The following is a 16,622-nucleotide window of genomic DNA, read 5'->3' on the forward strand; positions in this document are numbered from 1 at the left end:
TGATAGATGGTGTACCATTTGCCATATCCTTCTGGGAGGTAGCGCCAAGGAGCACCGGAACGGGCTATCCAAAGAACTGCTTCAATAAACTGTTTGCAGTTTGCTTCTTTCCCAATGTTAACTCTCTCTTCTGTCTGTAAAAAAGCCAATATCTTCTGCCATTTGTTTTCATCTAAAAAAAACCAACTTCATCCTCTTTCCTCTATAAATTATTCTCTCTATCCTAACATAAGATCAACACGACCTAGCCATTTTCGAACTATTGAATGACTTGTCTCATGTAATTTCCCCAAGTTTGAGCGGCTATGCTGCTGCTTCCTCGTGTTGGGCTAGAGTCATCATTGCCCAGCCAAATGCCGGTCACCAGGGGAGGGTTGGGCGTGTAGCCGATAAAGAGCAGATCCTTGTTGGCGGTGGTGGTGCCGGTTTTACCGGCTTCTCCAATGCCGAGCCGGGCAGTAGTACCGGTGCCGGAGCTGATCACCCCTTGCAGTACGGTTGTCATCTGTTGAGCGACGGTTTCTGGTAAGACAAGTCGCTGAGAACGGGGATCCTCCCGACCAGGGTAAATCTCACGGCAGGTGCGAAAGTCGTTGGGGTTGGCGCAATCGCTGCTATCCAAGATGCGGCGGATGGTGTGGGGCCTTGACCAAAGGCCACGATTGGCAAAAGGAGTGAAGGCTGCTGTCAACTCCAGCAAGTTCACCTCCATTGTGCCAATCACCATAGAAGGATAGGGTTGCAATGGCGATTGGATGCCCATTTGCCGCGCCATCGCCACCACTTGCTCTAGACCGACTTGTTGGGCCAACCGCAGGGCAATCACGTTTTCGGAGAGGATCAGGCCGCGGGCCAAATCCATAGAGGCCGCTCCCGAGCGACAGCCGCGAAAGGTGAGGTTGCCCCAGGTGAGGGGCTCGCAAGACAACACTTGGGAGAGAGGGATCCCCTGGGTGAGGGCAGCCGCATACGTGAACACTTTGAAGGTGGAGCCCGGCTGCCTTTGAGCTTGGGTAGCCCGGTTGAAGGGGCTGGCGTTGTAGTCGATCCCGCCCACCAAAGCCAGCACTTCACCGTTGCGGCTGTCGAGACTGACCAAAGCGCCTTGGCTGAAGCCCAAGCGGGATCCGGACTCGCGCACCGTTTGGGCCAGGACTTGCTCTGCCAAACGCTGGTAGGGCAAATGCACCGTGGTTTCGATGATGAAGTTGCCCTCTGCCGAGAGGTCTTGGCCCAAGAGCTGCCGCAGCTCCTGGAAGACGGCACTGTAAAAGTAGGGAGCAACTGTCGAGGTTTGGGAGCGCAAATGGGGGTTGAGGGTGAGGCGACTGCGCCGGGCCCGCCGAATCTCCTCTTCGGGGAAGACTTTCAGCTCGCTCAGGCGATCCAACACCCGATCCCGGCCCCGAACGGCGGCATCATAGTTGGCGACAGGGTTAAAGGCATTGGGCGCGGGCAAAATGGCCGCCAGAGTCGCAGCTTCGGAAAGGCTGAGCTGGCGGCTTGGGATCCCGAAATAGAACTGGGCGGCAGTCTCAAAGCCGTAGATGCCGTTGCCCAGGTAAACATTGTTGAGGTAGAGAGCGAGGATTTCGTCTTTGCTGTAGCGCTGTTCCAGCTTCAGGGCGGCGACGGCCTCCCGCAGCTTGCGCCCGAAGGTGTTGCCGGAGCCGGTGTAGTCCCGCAGCACGGTGCGGGCCAGTTGTTGGCTGATGGAGCTGCCCCCCTGCTGCACTTCCCCCGAGCGCAGGTTCACCCAAAAGGCGCGGGCAATGCCCAGCAGATCCACCCCAAAGTGGGAGTAAAAGCGGTGATCTTCGGCGGCGACCACCACCTTGGGCAGAATTGGGCCAAAAGCTTCTAGGTTGGGCAGCTCCCGGTAGGTGTCCCCCTGATGGCGGCGCAGCTCCGTCTGCTGATCCCCGGCCAGGACGATCAGGGGGTTGCGATCCGCGGAGAGGGGTGGCTCCACTGAGAACTTGCTCCACTCATGGCCGATCCAAATCCTTGCCCCCAGCCCCAAGACTACCATCAGGATGAGGCAGCCACGCACCCCATACACCTGTGGTGGGGGTGGATCCAGCACTTGAATCCAGACGCTCTCCGGATCCCGAGGCGGGCCAAGGCTCAGTTGCTGGCCATGCCGCAAGATCACCCGGCGCACCCGCTCGACACCACCGAAGGGTTTGAGGCGGAAAACGCCGTTGGTCGAGTCTTGATCTTCTAGCTGGTAGCGACCGGCATTCCACCCCAGCCAGTAGAGAATAGGGGGCAACGGGATCCGCCAACCCAGACCGGGCAGGCGCCAATCCGGGCGGGGACGGATGTGGGCGTGGAGATGGCTCACCGCGGGGGCAGGGATGCGAATGGTGGCCACTGTCTGGCTGCGACCGAGAATGTCGGATCCCTTCAGGGCAACCACCTGGGGGGGCTCTCCTGGGCAGGTAATCCGCAGGCGCACCGGGCGCTTGGGGGGAGGAGGTTCGGGGGGTTTGAGGAGAGCTGTAGGCCCGACAGGGAAAGGCCTCGCCAGAGTTTTGAAGAGGCGAGCGACGGTGCTCAACAGCGGCTTTTTGTCTTCAGAAGCAGACATGGCTCAGTTCCCCCGCAATTCGCGCGCACGGCGCAGCAGCTCCTGCATGGTCTGGCCGGGACGAGGGCCGCCTGCTGCTGAATTGAGGTTACGGGCCTTGGGAGGCCGGGCAACGGGGGCAGCCGGGGGTAGGGTGGGAGAGGAGGGGGAAGGTGGTGGAGCACCGCTGGGCAGCGTGGGATCCCAGAGGGCCATGTAAAGATGGCCTTGGGCGTTGCGTTCGATCCTGCCGGCCCAGGGGCCAACGCGGAATTGCACTCGCCCGGAACGTCCCTCGCGCACAGCCTGCAGTTCTCGCTGCAGTTGAGCAGGCAAGGGGGCTTGCAGCATATCCTCCAAGAGGCCTTCCACTTGCGGGGTGGGTACGCCATCGGTGACGGTGGCTTCGGTTTGCCGCAGGGCCAGACTGGATTCGTCGTAGGTGAGGCCCAAGTCCACCCCGCCAAGGCGATACAGGTCATACACGGTGTTGGGCCAAGCACCATGCCCCTGCTGGTTGGGGGATCCCAGGCTGGCTCGTACCGTCTCGCGGGAAGTCTCCAGGGGAAAGGCGCGAAACACCGGCTCGCTCCTGTTGTAGGGTTCCAGCTCCGGCGCGGGATCCCGCCGTCCGTTCTGCTCTGAAGCCAAAACAAGGGGCTCAGGGACAAGCTCCCCAGGCATAGGATGGGCATTCTCTGGGGCAATGGGATCTTCCAGTGCCGGACGAGATCCTGGCCCGGAAACACGGGGGGCCGAGGGGCGCTGCAGCAACTGTCCCCATTGCCAACTCACCAAAACCCAGCCCAGCAGCCCGCCCATCAGAAAGGGAATCAGGCGCACCCAAAGCAGGGATCCCCCGTTCTCGACCTCCGTGGCCGCCGTCAAGGGCCTGAGCCGCAGAGTACCTGATGCGGCCAAGGGCGGCGCAACAGCAGTGGGGTCTCCAGAAAGTGGGCCAGAGGCAACACTTCCAGAGGAGATCAGCGGAGATTGAAGGGCAACGGTCTCTGGAGATCCTTTTTGGGATCCCTGTGCTCTGGCTTGAATGTGCTCCAGCTCCGCCAACACATTGGCCACCGACTGCGGGCGGGCGGCAGGATCTTTGGCCAGGCAACCGAGGATCAAGTCAGACAAACCGGCGGGCAGCGGAAACTTCAGTCCCCAGTCTTCTAGAGGGATGGGCCGGTGCTTGTGGTGGGCCTGGTACCAGCCCGGGAAAGATTCGGTGGTGGGCTTGAGGGGCATCTGGCCAGACACCATCTGGTACAGCATGATCCCGAAGCTGTAGATGTCGGAACGGGCGTCCAGCGGCAACCCTTCCAGCTGTTCCGGGGAAGAATAGGCCAGCGTTCCCAGGTAGGCATGGGTAAAGCTCAAAGATTCATGGCTGTTGAGCAGCTTGGCAATGCCGAAATCCACCAGCTTCGCCAGTTCCCCAAAACTGCTATCAGGCACTACAATCACGTTGGCCGGCTTCAAATCGCGGTGGATCACCTGCACCCGTTGCCCTTCCATGAGGATCCCCTCGTGGGCTGCTTTCAACCCCAAGCCGATTTGACGGGCCAGCCGGAAGAAGCGCTCCAAAGGCAAAGCCCCTGCGGCCAGAATATCCTTGAGGGTTTGGCCGTTCAGGTATTCCATCACATAGAAAGGCACCTCATCGGGGGTAAGGCCATAGTCATTGACTTTGACAATGTGCAGGCTTTTTTGGCCCAAAGCCGCGCAGGCTTTCGCTTCCCGTTCAAAGCGCAGGCGGGTGCGCTGATCCATTGCCGGCTGGGAGAGCAGCTTGACAGCCACTTCCACCCCACCAAAGAGCAAATCTTGAGCCAAATAGACTCGCCCCATGCCCCCCTGTCCCAGCAGATGTACGAGTCGATAACGCTGAGCCAAGAGGCGACCCAAAAAGGGATCCGACGCAGTAAACATAGGGAATCGCGGCGGTACAGAGAACAGGTTTGCAAGCCTCGCGAAGGGATCCGGCAGGAGCGGGCTACCTCTACCATAAGCACTGGAGCCGTTATAGGCCATGCTCACCGCCGTCAATTCGATTGCCCTTGATGTCTTTGCCAATTGTTTACCACCCCGACTACAGTGCCCCCCTGCCGCCGGGCCATCGCTTTCCCATGCCGAAATTTCGCCTCTTGCAAGAGCTGCTGCTGCGGGAAGGGGTGATCCGCCCCCAGCAAGTGCACCACCCTGAGCTGCCCCCTCTCGCCTGGATTGAGTCGGTACATACCCCTGAGTACGTCAGGGCCTACTGTGAGGGATCCCTGGAAGCCAAATTGCAGCGGCGTATCGGCCTGCCCTGGAGCCCAGAGCTGGTGCAGCGCACCTGTCGAGCGGTGGGGGGTACCGTCTTGACCGCCCAATTGGCCCTGCGCCATGGCTTGGCCTGCAACACCGCCGGTGGCACCCACCATGCCTTTCCCGGCTACGGCTCTGGGTTTTGCATCTTCAACGACCTGGCCATTGCCGCCCAAGTCTTGCTGCAGCAAGGGCTAGTGCAAAGGCTCTTGATCGTGGATTTGGATGTCCACCAGGGAGACGGCACTGCTTGGATCTTCCGCTCCGAGCCGCGGGTGTTCACCTTTTCCGTGCACTGCGAGGCCAATTTCCCCGCCACCAAGCAGCAGAGCGACCTGGACGTGGCCCTGCCGGTAGGCATGGAAGATGAAGCCTATCTCCAGACCTTGGCCGACCACTTGCCCGATCTGTTGGCTCAGGTGCGCCCCGATCTGGTGTTCTACGATGCCGGTGTGGATCCCCACGAGGAAGATCTCCTGGGCAAGCTGGCCCTTAGCGACCAGGGCCTGTTTCGGCGAGACATGCAAGTGCTGAACACTTGTCTAAAGCAGGGCTATCCTGTCGCCTGCGTCATCGGCGGCGGCTACGGCAAAGACCTCAACCGCCTCGTGTATCGCCACTCCCTGCTGCACCGGGCTGCCAGCGAAGTGTACCGCCAATACCGTCTTTAGCCGGGGGCAAACTAGGCGTATTCGGCAATCACCACCGTGATGTTGTCTCGCCCGCCCCGCTCTTTGGCCGCCTCGATGAGCTTTAGGGGAAGTTGCTCCAAATCTTCCACCTGCAGGCAGTACTCGATGATCACTTCGTCGTCCAGCTCCTCAGTTAGGCCGTCGCTACACAACAACAGGCGATCCCCTGGGTAAACTGTAATCGGCTGCACAGAAGGTGGACCCGCATCGGGTCGGCCCAGGCAGCGCTCGAGAATATGTCGCCAAGGGTGAATCCGGGCCTGCTCATAGGTCAGCTCCCCCAGTCGAATGGAGCGAGCCACTAAGGTGTGATCCTCGGTCATTTGCTGCATTTCGGATCCCCGTAGGCGATAGAGGCGAGAATCGCCAATGTGAGCACTCCAGCAGTTGCCCTTGGGATCCACCATGGCCACCACCACCGTAGTGCCCATGTCTGCCCGCTCTGGATTTTCCCGCTGATCCTTGAGGATGGCACTGTTGGCCGCTTCTACGGCTTCGCTGAGCAACCGGGGCGCCGGCACGTTTTTCCAGCCTCGATCCAGATATTCCCGGATGGTCTCGACGGCCAACAGGCTGGCTGTAGCCCCAGCAGCATGTCCTCCCATACCATCGGCAACAATAAAGTAGCGTCCCTCCGGATCGCAGTAGTAGGCATCCTGATTGCTGCTGCGGAGCTTGCCGGGATCCGTAGCGCAGGCATATCGTCGCATCACATCAATCGCTCTGACCGATTCAACCTTAAGAGTACTCTGAGTAAAGCAAGAGCAGCGAGGGCAGCCAAAACCAAAGCGATAACCGTTAAGGTAGCATGTCCGGCCAAAAAGAGCTGAGTTGCGCTCAAAAAAAAGGCCGCAAACAACACCCCGTAAATGACTCCCAGCCCGGTGTTGTTCAGCTTGCGCAGCAAGCGCTCCGTCTCGCTCGAACGCACCCGCAGGCGCAGCTCCCCTTGTTCCAACTTGCTCAAGGTCAATTCGATCCGGCGGGGCAAACTGAGACTGCTGCTGGTGAACTCAGCCGCTTGACGGCCAACCTGGGCCAAGAGGGTCTCGGTCTCGCTTCCGTTCAAACTCATCAGCTCCTCCGCAAAGGGTTTGGCCACTTCCATAAAGTCGAACTCCGGATCCAGCCCCTTCCCCAGCCCCTCCAACGTGGTCAGGGCCCGCATCACAAAGGTGAAGGTAGCCGGAAAGCGAAACGGCTGATCGTAGGCCAGCTCGTAGAGGTCTTCGCTGATGGCCGCCACCGAGATTTCTCCTGAGTTGCCGGAAAAGGGTTTGTCCATAAAGTGATCCAGCATGTACTGCACCGAGCGGCGCACGGGAGCCAGATCGGCGGTGGGCACCAGCACCCCCAGTTCCACCAGCGAGGCCACCACCTGATCGGCATTTTTGGAGACCACACCTGCCAGCGTGCCCATCAGCTTTTCTTTCACATCGGAGGGCAGGCGGCCCATCATGCCGAAGTCGTAGAAGATCAGCGTGCCATCGGGCTTCACGGCAATGTTGCCAGGGTGGGGATCGGCGTGAAAAAAGCCATCCTTGAGCAGTTGCCGCAGATAAGCCTCTGCCCCCAGACGAGCCAAAACCTTGCGATCCAGCCCCGCCGCGCTCAGGGCTTCGTAATCGCTGATTTTGATCCCCGGCAGGTATTCCAACGTCAACAGGCGAGGAGAGGTGTAACGCCAATACACTTTGGGGACGGCAATTTGCGGCATATCCCGAAAGTTGCGGCGGAAGGTATCGGCATTGCGGCCCTCATTGAGGTAATTCACCTCTTCCCAGAGGGTGCGCCGACACTCTTCATAGATGCCGATCCAGTCCCGGCTTGGCCCACCCCAAGGGGTGCGATACTGAAAGAACTCGGCGATCCCGCGGCAGATCTCCAGATCGATGGTGAACAAGCGGGTCAGCCCCGGACGCTGCACCTTCACCACCACCTCTTCCCCGGTTTTCAGCTTGGCGCGATGCACCTGCCCTAAGCTGGCAGCGGCCAAAGGGGTGGGATCAAAATAGCTGTAGATTTGGGTGATCGGCCTGCCCAGTTCCTGCTGCACGATTGCCGCCACCTGTTCGTAGCTGAAAGCAGGCACCCGATCCTGCAGCTTGGAGAGCTCCTCGACATATTCCGGGGGGAAGAGATCGGCGCGGGTGGAGAAAAACTGCCCCACTTTAATAAAAGTAGGGCCCAAGTTGAGCAGCGTCTCGCGGATCCAAACGGCTCTGGCACGGCGGCGCTTGGCCTTTCGCTCAGGCGTGGGTTGCCCCCCATAGCTCCAAGCCTGCTGATCCAGCCAAAGGTAAAACAGCCAGGTGAGCACAAATCGCCAAATGTCCAACAGGCGGCCTCGGCGAGTGTAGTTCTCCCGGGCCCAACGGTAGGCGGTATAGGGCTTGACGGGTTGTGATCCCAAAGAAGTCCGGGATCCCAAAAGGCTCGCGTTCAAGCGTTTCGACTCCGGTACTTCTGCAACTCGGAGCGCAGCTGCGCCACTTCCGCCCGCAAGTCGTCCAGAGTTGCCTGCAAATCTTCTGTCTGGAAAGGAGGCGGCACCCTTTCCTGGGCGGCCACGGATGCTTCTGCCTCAGCTCGGGTCATGACATCCTGGGCAAAGGTTTGCCAGCCCTCCTGCAGCTCGGCCCACACCTTGCCCACTTCTCCGGCAATATCGGTGAGGGCGCTTTCCAAACGCTCCCGTAGGACATCCGCCACAGCCTTGCCGACAAAAAAAGCCCGCACAACCGGATTCTTCATGCGACCCAAGTGTTAAGAAGCATCACCAGGATTATAACGAATCTTGCCCCAGGCACAGCGGCAGGCCGACCCATCCGAACAGCCTCGGATCGATCGGCCCGGCAGAGCCCGCAAAGGGTTGTCCCCGGAAGCTTGCCCAGTCCTAGCGGCGGCTGGTGGTCATGTCCGGGATCTTCAGATCGAAGACGCTGATGTTTTGCCGTGCAGCCGGCTTGGGATTGAGCATGCGGGCCATGTTGAGGAAGTTTTCTGGATCCCCGGCTTTGGGAGGACGGGTGAGACGATAGGTGCGCACCACTTCCCGCGTCGAGCGCTTCACGCCGGAGACATCGCGCCAACGAGCTCCATAGCGGGGGGTTACCAGGTTGGCGGGCTTTTCCGACAGGCGACGGCGCTGGTAGGGCACCACATCGTCCCCAAAGGCGGCATTGTACTCTTCGCTATCCACCACAGCGTCGATGAAGCCATCTAGCCCCTTGGTGGCAACGATGATGGAGTACTTGATGCGCTCCTGTTGGCTGTAGGTGGGCCGACCCAAAAAGCGCTGGAAGGTGACCTCGATGAAGCGGTAGTTGTCGTTGGGAACCATGACCAGATCCCGGTACACCTCCGACTTGCCCAGGCCGCGCACAAACTCTTTGACCGAGATTGCCCCGTTGCGCAATTGGGACTCCAGAGCTTTTTGCCGATAACTCTCCAGCATCAGATGCTCGCTGAAGATCTGGCGATAGGCGGCGCGAATGATGTTGTCAATTCCTGTCGGGTCGTCAGGACGGTAGACCGGCGGGGTTTCGTCGCTGGGCACAAAGTAGCGAGGCACCCGCTCATTTTGGGTGGTGGGGCGATCGGCAAGCAACGGAAGAGACATAGGTGGTGCTCCTGAAAAAACGAGAAAAACCGAGAAAGACACACTAGAGCAGAGAAGCTAAGGCTCGGCAGCCAACTCCTGCCGGCTCATCTGGACGCGGAGAGGGATCAGAGGATCCGCATCTTCCAAGGCCATCTGGAGCGCAGCCTCGGCTGAGGGTCGCAGGGACTGTTCACCCTGGCGAGCCAAGTCCGTCAGGGATCCAACGGCGGCGTAGCGGACTCCCCAATCGGCATCGGCAAGACATTGCCGCAACAGTTGCAAGGCTCGCTCTTGATCGAGCAAGGGCCGCTTGGCCGCCACTCGTCCTAGCCCACGGGTCGCCGCCCGCCGTACACTGGGGGCAAAGTCTGCCACAATGGCTTCTGCCAAAAGGGGGTAGGCATCCCCATGGCCAATGCGAGCCAAAGCCCGCACCGAATAGGCCCGCGCCCCGTAATCGAAACCGTCAATATGGCTCAGCAAGGGCTGCACCGCCGCCTCCCCAAAGCGCAGCACCTCCTCCAGAGCAGCCTCCCCAACTGCAGGGCGATTAAACCCAAAGGCGCGAATTAAGATGGGGATCCCTTCCACTTGGCCCAGAGCCCCCAGCGCCCTCACCACCCGCAGCAAGTCCTCAGGCGACGTGGCCTGCTCCAACTCTGCCGCCAGTTGAGCCACAGCAGTGGGAAGCGCTTGAGCAGCCGAGGTGGAGGACATAAGCAACGAGTAGTCAAAGGTACAGTTGAAGCATCTGAAATGATCTAAATCAAAGGCACTGAGCGCCCCAAAATCCTAAAAGAGCCTCTCCAGTTGCGGAAGGATCGCTGCCGCCACCTGAGCCGGCGGTACCCGCCCCAACTGAAGCGCCACATCGAACAGCCGCTTCAGAGCATTGATGCGCAGGTTGAGCGCTACGTCGGCTGTTGCCAACAGCGGTGCCCCCGCCACCCATCCCGATTCGGCCAGGTCGAACAAAGCGGCCTGTCGCAAGCTGGAGTTGGAGTGGGCCAGGAGCGCCACTAGGATTTGGGTCAGCTCCTCGGCTTGCGTAAAGCGGTAGAGCACCCAAGCCGCTGCCGAACGCACCCGTTCGGAGGGATGGCTCAAAAAGGGTCGGATTGCTGCCTCAGCCTCGGTGGCCTGAAGCTGGCCCAGTGCCTCGATAAGGGCTTCCCAGGGCTGATCCTGTTCGCGAGACTGCAACAGTGCCAGCAAGGGATCCACTGCTCGCTTGTCCCCCAATTGAGCCAAGGCATAGGCAGCCTCTTCCCGCACGTGGAAGTCAGTACAGGTGAGGGCCTCGATCAAACCGGGCACGGCCCGCACGTCCCCGATTTGCCCCAGGGCCTTGGCAGCATTGCGGCGCAGAGGATAGCCCCCCAAGGCGGTGCGATCCCGTTCATCCTGCAACGCCAAAAGCAGTGGCTCTACCCCACGTGGATCCCGAACTGTGCCCAAGTACCAGGCGGCATAGTAGCGATCTTGCAAGTCATCCCCTTGCAGCCGGGCTATCGCCTGCTCCCAGCTAAGCTGCTGTGGCAGCACCGCCGTGTTGGATGCCATACGAACCGTTGCAGAGCTGTTCATGACACCTGGGCAACCTTGCCGGTAACTTCAGTTAGCCGTCGAGCATCCCTTACTCAGCAGCACCGTTGTCCTGAGCAGGAGAGGCATTGGCTCCCGACAAGGCAGTGACCTGCACGATTTTGCCACCCATCCGCAGAATGCGCTGCATCTCGGCAGACAACCGACTGTAGGGGACGGTGGCGCTCAGGGTGCTGCGGCGAACTTTGGCAGAGGTGGCCAGAGCATCGGGAGGGTTGAGCAGGCCGGTGTACTCAACTCGGTAAACCCGGCTGCCGGCTTCTGTCAGAGCTTCAGGGCTGGTGGTGCTTTGACCGAACATCGCTTTCCCCAATTATTATCAGATTTCGTTTAGAGGACTGTCAGGGGCAACCAAGCGCCGGACAAGCTGTACCGGCTACTTTCGCGGGCCAGCCGCGTTGCCACCAGGCAATGTCTAGAACCCAGAGGTTAACTCCCCCAGACTAGAGAGCAGGCGACTAACCCAACTGGCTCAAAGGGAGCCGAGGCGCTAAGCCAACCTAGAAACAGGTGGAATAGACCTCTCTGGAGCCGCCGCCTGCTCTGGAGAGATACACACTTGGAAGACGAAGAAAGAGATCGTCCCCTCCCAACAAGCGGGGATCTTTGCCCTGGGATCCCTTAGCTGAGGGCGTTGATGGCGTAATCGAAGTAGATGGCAGCTTCGTTGGCCGCTTGGCCGCTCAGCATGCCCAGAGCGCGGCTCTTCATGTACTGCAGAGCCACGATGTACCAGCTCGGAGAGAGGTTAAAGGAGCGGTTCACTTCCCGCAGCCCGGCTACCAAGTATTCATCGAGGGGGCCGGTGCCACCCGCAACCAGGGAATAGGTGATGAAGCGGAGGTAGTAGCCGATGTCGCGGGCACACTTGGCCTGAAACACATCGCCGTGGCCCATTTCACCCGGCTGGGTCAAGTAAGGGAACCTCTTGAACACTTCCTGCACCGCTTCCCGCACCAGGGTTTGCTGATTGTTGGTTAGGACACGGGCCGCTTCCAGAGAAGCAGCAGCACGCTGGTAACGACCATTCACGGCCTGCAGCTCGCTGGCATTCAGAAAACGCCCTTGATTGTCAGCGGCAGCAATCGCTTCAGTGATGACGGTTTTCACCTTGCAACTCCTAAATTCATCAATTGTGTTGTTAACGAACATTCTGTAGGAAAGGCGGACTGGATCTCCACCTGCCTATCAGAAATGAAGGGATCTAACCGATCTAAAAAGGGACGACTAAGCCAGCTTCGACCCAAAGCTCAAACGATGGCGGCAGCAGCCTTATCGAAGTAGCTGGCCACTTCGCTTTGCAGCGCAGAGCAGTCGCCAGGGGTGATGCCTTTCGGATCCATGATTTTGGCCAGGGCTTCTTTCTTCATGGCAGCAATGCCGTTGGCCACAGAAGTGGTGGGCACCCCCAGAGCAATGTAGGTTTCCCGCAGGCCGTTTAGGCAGCGATCTTCCAGCACAGAGCTATCCCCGGCCAAAGTGGCATAGGTGATGTAGCGCAAGATGATCTCCATGTCCCGTAGGCAGGCGGCCATGCGACGGTTGGTGTAGGCATTGCCACCGGGAGCGATCAGATCCGGCTCTTGAGCAAACAAAGACCGAGCTGCGTTGGTTACGATTTGGGCGGCGTTGCTGGTCATGCGGTTGACGGCATCCAGGCGCTTGTTGCCCTCTGCCACCAAAGCCGCCAGACGGTCAAAGTCTTGGTCACTTAAAAAGGCACCGCGTGCATCTGCCTGAGCGATCACCCGGGTAAAGGCGTCTTGCATGATGGATCTCCTTCTGGTCTTTCCAAAAAGCGATGAGCGACTGGCTGAACCTCCCAAAAGCCAAATCCCAAGCTTTTTTGCGGGATCCTCTTTGACCTCCAAAAACTGGGGATTCCGTGGCAGCAGGCTGCTCAAAACTACCCCCACCGAACCCCCCAATTTTTAGATAGGTCAAGAACCTCTGCGACTTTCAGACAGCCGAGCATCCAGCCTAATTTTATATCGCGGGAGGGATGAGTGTTTTGTGAAGATTTACAAACCCATCGATACCAAAATGTCTGCTTAGCCTGGGATCCCCCGACTGTGGGGCGCAGCAGGGGGGAAATGGGTCTACAGGCTGGCTTACGGAATGTAAACATTTGTTTTGAGATGGAAGCAACCTGAGTTGGCGCCCTCCTGAACAGAACTGACGTTCTCCCCACGGCTAAAGCCGGGGGATTTTTCCGCCGCTCCACGCTCCTCGCGCTTCGGTCAGCGCTCTGGAGTGGTCACCTCTTGCAGAGCCGCTTTGAGAGCTCGACAAAAGTGAGCTATTTGTTGCAGTCCTTCTTCAGGCGTGGGGGCTTTGGCCAGCCGTTGCACAAATGCGCTGCCCACAATCGCCGCATCTGCTCCCCAGAGAGCGATCTGGCGGGCCTGGTCGGGAGTGGAGATGCCGAAGCCCACCCCAATCGGCAGGGGGGTTTGTTGGCGCAGTTGCTGCAGCAAAGCCGGGATCCGCTTTTCCAGGGTGGCCCGTTCGCCGGTAACGCCGGTGGTGCTGACCAAGTAGACAAAGCCACTGGACTGCTGGGCAATGCGGCGCATGCGCTCCGGGGGGCTGGTGGGGGCCACCAGCAGGATGAGGTCGATCTCTTCGGCCTGGGCTGCTTGTCGCAGGGATCCCGCCTCTTCCAGAGGCAGATCGGGGACGACCAAGCCGGCACAGCCGGCCTGCCGCAGTTGATGCAGAAAGTTGGGGATGCCGAGCTGGTGGATGGGGTTGTAGTAGGTGAACAGGATCAGGGGGGCCTGCAGCGAGAGACAGCGCAAGCCTTGTAGAATGGCGCCCAAAGTGACTCCCCGACTGAGGGCGCGGGTGGCTGCTGCTTGGATCACCGGCCCATCCGCCAAGGGATCCGAGTAGGGTACCCCCAGCTCGATAAGATCGGCGCCGCTCTGATCCAGAACCTGCAAAGCCTCAAAGGTGGTTTCCAAGTTGGGATCCCCAGCGGTGAGGTAGGGGATGAGGGCTTTTTCACCACGGCTGCGCAGCGCCTGAAAGCAGGCTGTGATCCGAGTGGGCATGGGATCCATTCGATTCTGAGGAGATTGAGAGCATCCCCCACTGTAGCGTCTGCCGGGATCCCTAGGGGAGAGGCACAAAATCGTAGCCGGTACCGGAGCGGTTGCCGGGCTCAACCCGCACCAGCACATGGGGAGCATTGCGGTCGCCGGAGGGCAAGAAGCGCACTTCTCCGGAAGCGCCGTCCGGCAAGCGGAAGTTCGGGTCGCCCAGGGCGGCGAGAACAGCGCTGCGGCTGGGGGATCCCTGCTGGATGGCTCGCAAAAAAGCCCGGGTGGCGTCGTAGGCCAGAGCGGTGCGCCAGCTCACCTGCCCTCCCCAGAGCTGGGCTGCCTTCTGGGCAAACTCGCGGTTGCGCGGCACCTGGGGATGCCAGGGTACCGCCACCACCAAGCCCTCTACCGCTGCTCCCCCTTCTTGCAATGTGGTGAGGCTGAAGAGCACATCGCCGCCCAGAAGAGCAAGGGGCTTACCAGCTACAGCGTTCTCGCGGGCTACGGCCAGCGCTTTTTCGGCTACGGAAGCCGTGGGAGCTAAAAAAGCTACCTGGGCTCCTTGGCCGACGGCCCTTTGCAGGCTGGCCTGGGGGTTGAAGTCCGACGCCGATAAGTCGAACTCCGCCAGCACGATGCCCCCTTCGCTGGTCAGGGTGGAGGCAAAGGCGTCCCGCAGGCTGGTACTGTAAGCGCTGTTGGGGTTGTAGAAGATGGCCACCCTTTGCAGCCGCAACGTGCTGAGAGCATAACGGGCCAGTTGTGTGCCGGCCACTTGATCCGAGGGCACGGTGCGAAAAATGGCATCCCCCAGCATGCTGATGCGAGTGCTGGTGGAGGTGGAGGAGATCATCGCCAAGCCGGCAGGCTGATAAACCTCGGCTGCAGCCAGGGTGGCATCGCTGGTGTTATGGCCAATCACCCCCAAGATCTCAGGCTGCGCCACCAGGGCTTTGGCCACCGCTGCTGCTCGCTCAGGGTTATCGCCATCGTCGGCAATCACTACCCGCAGCAGCCGTCCTCCGATTCCCCCCTGTTGGAAAAGCTCCTCCTGAGCTTGCGCCACCCCGCGCAGGGTCTCTTTGGCGCGGTTGGGGTTGCTGGAGATGGGCACCACCACCGCCAGGCTCAAGGGACTGCCCTGCTGCTGGGCACGGGCATTGTTCAAGAAAATGCGAGCTTCCGGGTCGTTGCGGTTGCTTTGCAGCCCCATCTCCAACACCGGGATGGCTGCGCTGAGGTTACCTTGGCGCAACAGCTCTGCAGCGGCAACGGCAGCGGGACTGCTATCGGCAAACAAGGTGCGCTCGCCGCTGGTCAGGAGCAGATCTTGTGCTCCACCCCCCAACCCTGGCAGCGATACTGGCGGTAGAGAAATGCCTTCCGGCCAGCGAACATAGCCCGCCTGCCAAGCGCGATGACCGCCCCAGAGTAGCAATAGCCCCAAGGCAATGTAGACAATGGGTGGTGGAGACTTGGCAACCATATATAGAGAGAGAAAACGCTAGCTTTTGGCCAGCAAAGACACTGCTTGTATCCTCAGGAATCCTCAAAAGTCATCTTTCCAAGGATCTCTAAGGATCTCCGACTATGCATCAGCATGAGTGCGGGAGTATGTCACGGATCGGGACGGTAGGAAGGGTATTGTACAACTGCGTAGGTATAGCGGACCATGTCCGAGTGCGGGAGTATGTCACGGATCGGGACGGTAGGAAGGGCTGTTGCGGTATTGGCGCTCTAGCTGCTCCACAATGGAAATGGGAACGGATGAGGTCTCGGAGGGCTCTTCTGGCGAGGTGCCAATCTGCGTCTCGGTCTCCACATTGAACTGCCGAGATGTTGCCCAAACCACTGCTGCAATCAGCAAAAGGACGATAGCGGCACCGTAAAGAAAGGCGACGATGGCCATCGGGTCAATGGTTTAGCTTTCCCCTTCCATGATAAAGGCTGTCGAGAATTACCCACTTCAGGATCCCTTAGAGCAAGCCCTATGGGACTGGCACCGAGGAGAGGCCAAGGGATCCCTGCTCTTGCATGCCTACGGCCTGGAGGGGATCCCGTTGGCGGAAGAGCCCCAGGTGGTCTCCCCAGAGGTGTTCTTCACCCAGGAGCTGCCGGAGGTGGAAGCCTTGGCCTTGGAACTCTGCCGCGGTCGGGTGCTAGACATCGGCGCCGGTACGGGCCGCCACAGCCTGCTGCTGCAGGAAGAAGGATTTGCCGTGGCCGCTTTGGATCGCTCCCCTGTGGCTTTGCAGATTATGGCAGAGCGGGGGGTGCGCTGCCGCATTGCCGCCGATCTTTTCCACTGGGCGGGGCCAGGAGAGCCCTTCGATACCCTACTCCTGCTGATGAACGGCGTCGGCTTGGCGGGATCCCTGTCGGGCTTGGAGCGTTTTTTGCGCCTGGCTCGCCACTGGGTTCAGCCCACTGGCCAGTTGCTCCTGGATTCCACCGATTTGAGCGATGCCAGCGACCTCGCAGATCTGCGGAATCTGCCGGCAGAAGAGGGAGGGCGTTTAGAAAACTTGGAAGATCCCTCTGGCAAGCTGGCCGCTCCTGCCCACCTCGAAGCAGGTGGCTCAGAAGATTGGCAGGAAGGGAGCGAGGCAAAAGCCAAGGTAGTGAACTTTGTAGCCGAGTACAACGGCCAGCGGGGGGATCCCTTTCCCTGGCTATTTGTAGATCCGGAAACCCTGCTGCAGTGTGCCCACGCCAACGGCTGGCAGGGGCAGATTGTCTATCAAGAGCCGGAGGGGGCTTTTCTGGCACGCCTCACCCCCTTCTGAAGGACT

Annotated in this window: 16 protein-coding genes and 1 pseudogene; 2 read left to right on the forward strand and 15 right to left on the reverse strand. The window is 59.9% G+C overall.

Going from position 1 to position 16,622, the window contains the following annotated elements; genetic code table 11:
- The 3 genes and pseudogenes from ACVWZ1_RS07100 to ACVWZ1_RS07110 form a co-directional block, all read right to left on the reverse strand.
- Positions 1 to 179: pseudogene (locus ACVWZ1_RS07100) on the reverse strand (transposase); the annotation flags it as partial.
- A gap of 80 nt (positions 180 to 259) precedes the next feature.
- Positions 260 to 2,593: a transglycosylase domain-containing protein gene (locus ACVWZ1_RS07105; RefSeq protein ID WP_457502954.1), complete on the reverse strand. Its 2,334-nt coding sequence runs from the start codon at positions 2,591 to 2,593 to the stop codon at positions 260 to 262.
- 3 nt (positions 2,594 to 2,596) lie between these two features.
- Complete coding sequence (locus tag ACVWZ1_RS07110) at positions 2,597 to 4,504, reverse strand: serine/threonine-protein kinase (protein ID WP_457502955.1); 1,908 nt, start codon at positions 4,502 to 4,504, stop codon at positions 2,597 to 2,599.
- Between the two features lie 131 nt (positions 4,505 to 4,635).
- Between ACVWZ1_RS07110 and ACVWZ1_RS07115 the strand changes: the two genes are divergently transcribed.
- Positions 4,636 to 5,553, forward strand: coding sequence for a histone deacetylase family protein (locus ACVWZ1_RS07115; protein WP_457502956.1), 918 nt, complete (start codon positions 4,636 to 4,638; stop codon positions 5,551 to 5,553).
- Positions 5,554 to 5,564: 11 nt separating this feature from the next.
- On the opposite strand, the gene ACVWZ1_RS07120 is transcribed toward ACVWZ1_RS07115, so the two are convergent.
- The 12 genes from ACVWZ1_RS07120 to ACVWZ1_RS07175 all read right to left on the reverse strand — a co-directional run bounded on the left by ACVWZ1_RS07120 (position 5,565) and on the right by ACVWZ1_RS07175 (position 15,739).
- Positions 5,565 to 6,284, reverse strand: coding sequence for a PP2C family protein-serine/threonine phosphatase (locus ACVWZ1_RS07120; protein ID WP_414406386.1), 720 nt, complete (start codon positions 6,282 to 6,284; stop codon positions 5,565 to 5,567).
- Complete coding sequence (locus ACVWZ1_RS07125) at positions 6,284 to 8,020, reverse strand: ABC1 kinase family protein (RefSeq protein WP_457502957.1); 1,737 nt, start codon at positions 8,018 to 8,020, stop codon at positions 6,284 to 6,286. Before ACVWZ1_RS07125 ends, ACVWZ1_RS07120 begins: the two co-directional genes overlap by 1 nt.
- Positions 8,017 to 8,328 (reverse strand): DUF6825 family protein, encoded by a 312-nt coding sequence (locus ACVWZ1_RS07130; protein WP_414329408.1) that lies wholly within the window; start codon positions 8,326 to 8,328, stop codon positions 8,017 to 8,019. The genes ACVWZ1_RS07125 and ACVWZ1_RS07130 overlap by 4 nt, the downstream gene beginning before the upstream one ends.
- A 142-nt stretch (positions 8,329 to 8,470) precedes the next feature.
- Positions 8,471 to 9,196, reverse strand: a complete 726-nt coding sequence (locus tag ACVWZ1_RS07135; protein WP_414408339.1) for a phycobilisome rod-core linker polypeptide — start codon at positions 9,194 to 9,196, stop codon at positions 8,471 to 8,473.
- Positions 9,197 to 9,253: 57 nt separating this feature from the next.
- Positions 9,254 to 9,895: a HEAT repeat domain-containing protein gene (locus tag ACVWZ1_RS07140; protein ID WP_457502958.1), complete on the reverse strand. Its 642-nt coding sequence runs from the start codon at positions 9,893 to 9,895 to the stop codon at positions 9,254 to 9,256.
- 75 nt (positions 9,896 to 9,970) lie between these two features.
- Positions 9,971 to 10,741, reverse strand: a complete 771-nt coding sequence (locus tag ACVWZ1_RS07145; RefSeq protein ID WP_457467280.1) for a HEAT repeat domain-containing protein — start codon at positions 10,739 to 10,741, stop codon at positions 9,971 to 9,973.
- A gap of 73 nt (positions 10,742 to 10,814) precedes the next feature.
- Positions 10,815 to 11,084 (reverse strand): phycobilisome linker polypeptide, encoded by a 270-nt coding sequence (locus ACVWZ1_RS07150; protein ID WP_414349914.1) that lies wholly within the window; start codon positions 11,082 to 11,084, stop codon positions 10,815 to 10,817.
- 320 nt (positions 11,085 to 11,404) lie between these two features.
- Positions 11,405 to 11,893 carry a globin family protein gene (locus ACVWZ1_RS07155; protein WP_011432574.1) on the reverse strand — a complete coding sequence of 163 codons (489 nt, stop codon included), beginning with the start codon at positions 11,891 to 11,893 and terminating at the stop codon, positions 11,405 to 11,407.
- Positions 11,894 to 12,033: 140 nt separating this feature from the next.
- Positions 12,034 to 12,552 carry a phycocyanin subunit beta gene (locus ACVWZ1_RS07160; protein WP_011432573.1) on the reverse strand — a complete coding sequence of 173 codons (519 nt, stop codon included), beginning with the start codon at positions 12,550 to 12,552 and terminating at the stop codon, positions 12,034 to 12,036.
- A 471-nt stretch (positions 12,553 to 13,023) separates the two neighbouring features.
- The gene (gene trpA / locus ACVWZ1_RS07165; RefSeq protein WP_457502959.1) at positions 13,024 to 13,839 is read right to left on the reverse strand and encodes a tryptophan synthase subunit alpha; all 816 of its coding nucleotides are present in this window, start codon (positions 13,837 to 13,839) and stop codon (positions 13,024 to 13,026) included.
- A 61-nt stretch (positions 13,840 to 13,900) separates the two neighbouring features.
- Positions 13,901 to 15,316: an ABC transporter substrate-binding protein gene (locus ACVWZ1_RS07170; RefSeq protein WP_457502960.1), complete on the reverse strand. Its 1,416-nt coding sequence runs from the start codon at positions 15,314 to 15,316 to the stop codon at positions 13,901 to 13,903.
- A gap of 207 nt (positions 15,317 to 15,523) precedes the next feature.
- Positions 15,524 to 15,739 carry a hypothetical protein gene (locus tag ACVWZ1_RS07175; protein WP_011430147.1) on the reverse strand — a complete coding sequence of 72 codons (216 nt, stop codon included), beginning with the start codon at positions 15,737 to 15,739 and terminating at the stop codon, positions 15,524 to 15,526.
- Positions 15,740 to 15,767: 28 nt separating this feature from the next.
- On the opposite strand from ACVWZ1_RS07175, the gene ACVWZ1_RS07180 reads away from it, so the two are divergent.
- A complete protein-coding gene (locus ACVWZ1_RS07180) occupies positions 15,768 to 16,616 on the forward strand; it encodes a class I SAM-dependent methyltransferase (RefSeq protein WP_457502961.1) in 849 nt (282 codons plus the stop codon).
- Positions 16,617 to 16,622: the final 6 nt, after the last annotated feature.

Source organism: Thermostichus sp. MS-CIW-25, assembly GCF_054060015.1.

Coding starts and splice junctions, on each gene's coding strand:
- ACVWZ1_RS07160 (WP_011432573.1), bottom strand. CDS start 12,552: ATGCAAGACGCCTTTACCCGGGTGATCGCTCAGGCAGATGCACGCGGT.
- ACVWZ1_RS07105 (WP_457502954.1), bottom strand. CDS start 2,593: ATGTCTGCTTCTGAAGACAAAAAGCCGCTGTTGAGCACCGTCGCTCGC.
- ACVWZ1_RS07120 (WP_414406386.1), bottom strand. CDS start 6,284: ATGCGACGATATGCCTGCGCTACGGATCCCGGCAAGCTCCGCAGCAGC.
- ACVWZ1_RS07175 (WP_011430147.1), bottom strand. CDS start 15,739: ATGGCCATCGTCGCCTTTCTTTACGGTGCCGCTATCGTCCTTTTGCTG.
- trpA (WP_457502959.1), bottom strand. CDS start 13,839: ATGCCCACTCGGATCACAGCCTGCTTTCAGGCGCTGCGCAGCCGTGGT.
- ACVWZ1_RS07110 (WP_457502955.1), bottom strand. CDS start 4,504: ATGTTTACTGCGTCGGATCCCTTTTTGGGTCGCCTCTTGGCTCAGCGT.
- ACVWZ1_RS07140 (WP_457502958.1), bottom strand. CDS start 9,895: ATGTCCTCCACCTCGGCTGCTCAAGCGCTTCCCACTGCTGTGGCTCAA.
- ACVWZ1_RS07150 (WP_414349914.1), bottom strand. CDS start 11,084: ATGTTCGGTCAAAGCACCACCAGCCCTGAAGCTCTGACAGAAGCCGGC.
- ACVWZ1_RS07180 (WP_457502961.1), top strand. CDS start 15,768: ATGATAAAGGCTGTCGAGAATTACCCACTTCAGGATCCCTTAGAGCAA.
- ACVWZ1_RS07135 (WP_414408339.1), bottom strand. CDS start 9,196: ATGTCTCTTCCGTTGCTTGCCGATCGCCCCACCACCCAAAATGAGCGG.
- ACVWZ1_RS07115 (WP_457502956.1), top strand. CDS start 4,636: ATGTCTTTGCCAATTGTTTACCACCCCGACTACAGTGCCCCCCTGCCG.
- ACVWZ1_RS07130 (WP_414329408.1), bottom strand. CDS start 8,328: ATGAAGAATCCGGTTGTGCGGGCTTTTTTTGTCGGCAAGGCTGTGGCG.
- ACVWZ1_RS07170 (WP_457502960.1), bottom strand. CDS start 15,316: ATGGTTGCCAAGTCTCCACCACCCATTGTCTACATTGCCTTGGGGCTA.
- ACVWZ1_RS07145 (WP_457467280.1), bottom strand. CDS start 10,741: ATGGCATCCAACACGGCGGTGCTGCCACAGCAGCTTAGCTGGGAGCAG.